The following is a 2,645-nucleotide window of genomic DNA, read 5'->3' as shown; positions in this document are numbered from 1 at the left end:
TTCGGCTTTACCGTAGACAATGTGGTTGCCACTGTTAAATCCGTTTTGTAAATCAAATTTTTGATTGAGATAAAAAGGCCGTCTGAAATTTCAGACGGCTTTTTTCTAGGTCTTACCGTTTGGATTTGCGAATACAATGATTTGTAATTCAAATAGAAACACTTTAATCAACATCATTTTCGAGTATGTGGGGAATTTCTTTTAATTTAGCAACTGTTTTTCAAATACCTGTTTCTTAGAATTTTCGACGATCTTCCACCTGTATAGGAAAAAAGGCTGATTGAAACGGCATGTTTTGTTCCCATCCCTGTTGCATTAAAACTGTTTCTCCACACTGATGAATGTCTGCATATTCTTGCGGGAATAGAAGCCGCTCATATTACTGTCGATTTTCAGATAACGGAAATTCAAATGCGGCACTAAGCCTTTCCATGAAATTTTATTGTGCCAAATAGAGGCATTTGCCTGATATTCAAGGTCTTTACGGGTCAGACGATACACCAGGCTACCCGGAGCATCAAAGGTACGATGGGCGTAGCGCAGGTTGGTACGGATGCCGAATCCGTTCTCAAACGCTTTCGCCGTGCCAAAGCGTATGCCCTTGCGTACGGATGCCTGCTCCGCTTCTTTGGTCATGTCATGCGACCAGTCCACGCCTCCGTAAATCAGCCAGTTTTTCGGCGCAGAGTATGCCAGCGTTGCTCCCACTAGCGGCATATGGCTGTTGTAACGCGCAGCCGTGTTGCTGTTTTGATAGTATTTTTTGATATAGCCTGCATTGAACGAGAGCCGCCATTTTTCGTTCAGACGACGTGAAAAGTCGGTATGGATACCGGTTTCACGATTATAGCGTTTGCCGCCCATCCAGTTTTGCTCGGCAAACGGTACAACCCCGAAAGATTGCACCGCCGAACGGTTTTTATAGCCTGCCGCCAAGCGCAGGCTTTGCTCGTTAAAATCCTGATTGTCCCAATAATGCACGCCGTCGCCGCTCAGGTTGCCGTAAACAAAATGATGCCCGCCCATGTCGATTTCGCGCGATACACCGGCGCCGTAGCGGATACCGTGCGCCTTTTGCGGCAGGCTATCAGCGGTTTTATTCCAGCGTCTGCCGTTCCATTCTATAACGCGCTCGGACGAGGCATTGTTCACATTATCGGTTTGCTCGTATTGCAGTGAAACATCGGGCTGCCAGCTTTGCGCCGATGCAATGGAAGCAAGATAGCGTTCGGCAAGTTGCTGCATGGGCGGCTGCAAATCCGGTTTTGCCCGTTTCAATTCAGCTTTTGCCTCACGGTACTGTTTGTTTTCAAACATCATTACGCCCAAATCGAAACGCGGATACGCCAAATCGGGATGTTTCGCCAAAATGCCGCGATAGAGTGATACAGCCTCACCATGCCGCAACTGACTGCGCCGCAACGCGCCTAAAGCATAATCGTATAAAACGGCATCCCGGTTGGGCACGGCTTTATATTGCGTCAACAAACCTTCCAGCGTCTTCCAGTCCCGTCCGATTAATGCGCGGTTGATCTGTGCTTCCAATGAGGAATCGGCAGGAAGGTCGTCTGAAAGCCTCTGTTCTGCAGGTTTATCGTCGGTAAATTCTTTTGAGGGTGTTTCGCTGTTGGGTTGTTTGTCAAAAAATACAGGTGCAGGTACATGGACAACGGGTGTTTCGGCAAGGGCGGTTGATGTGAAGGAGAATATTAGTAAGATGAGATGGTTTTTATTCATTTTATTCAGTGGGATATGGGTCGTAGGAATATTCTGTCATTGTAAGGATAACACGGTGAAAATGGTCGAAACGGTCGTCTGAAACGGTTTCAGACGACCTTTTGGTTATATCACATCCCAATTAGTGGGAGCCGGCGAAACCGATTTCACCGTCATTAACCGTACCGACGATTTCTTCCGCATTAGGGCCGAAGAAGCCGAGCGCATAATCGCCACGGTTGGAAGAGCCTTGAATACCGTATCCCTTAATTTCGGTGTTATCGATTTCGTTGGTGTAGCTGCCTTCTCGAATAGACGCTTCGTGCAGATTGATATCGCTGCCGATTCCGGTAATTGTGCCACTGCCTTTTCCGTTGTCAAAGTTAACAGAGTACGCCAATTTGCCCTGACTTACACCATCGCTTGCAATACCTGAGTAGTTAAATTTGCCCGCAGTCGGCAGGATTTGGGTAGTTTGACCTTTAATCAGGATATAAGTATCGTCAAGTTTTTCTGATTCATTAACTCCTGATCCTCTAACTGTTGTATTAGTCGGATTGATACCTGCAATCAAAGAATAGTTTTGGCGGTAAATATGGGCTTTACCACTTCGGGTAACGGTGTAATTGTTACCAGAAGCATTTGCAATGGCAGTTTCTTGGAAGTTTTGATTGAGCTTTAATTCTTTGAGCGGGTATCCAGATAAATTAATATTGCTGCCGCTGCTGGATTGATTGCCCAGTGTTACATTGTATGATTTAACAGTTGCCCCCGGTGCTCCCAAATCTTTTGCTAATTTTTGAATATCCTCAATTGCGTTGGTTTTCAACCCGCCGTATGAAACCGAAAAGTCAACGCGTGGTGTAGCGTTGCCGGAAGTATTGCTATTGTTGCTGGAAGTATTGCTATTGTTGCTGGAAGTATTGCTA

Annotated in this window: 2 protein-coding genes; both read right to left on the bottom strand. The window is 46.1% G+C overall.

The window, feature by feature from the left end; translation table 11 throughout:
• Positions 1–315: 315 nt before the first annotated feature.
• Positions 316–1,737: a porin family protein gene (locus Q1M25_RS09440; RefSeq protein WP_300484055.1), complete on the bottom strand. Its 1,422-nt coding sequence runs from the start codon at positions 1,735–1,737 to the stop codon at positions 316–318.
• Between the two features lie 121 nt (positions 1,738–1,858).
• A partial coding sequence (locus tag Q1M25_RS09435) for a factor H binding protein domain-containing protein (protein WP_300484053.1) occupies positions 1,859–2,645 on the bottom strand: 787 nt, incomplete at its 5' end.

Source organism: uncultured Neisseria sp. (genome assembly GCF_951230505.1).
Classification (GTDB): domain Bacteria; phylum Pseudomonadota; class Gammaproteobacteria; order Burkholderiales; family Neisseriaceae; genus Neisseria.
This window is presented reverse-complemented; position numbering and strand designations above follow the sequence as displayed.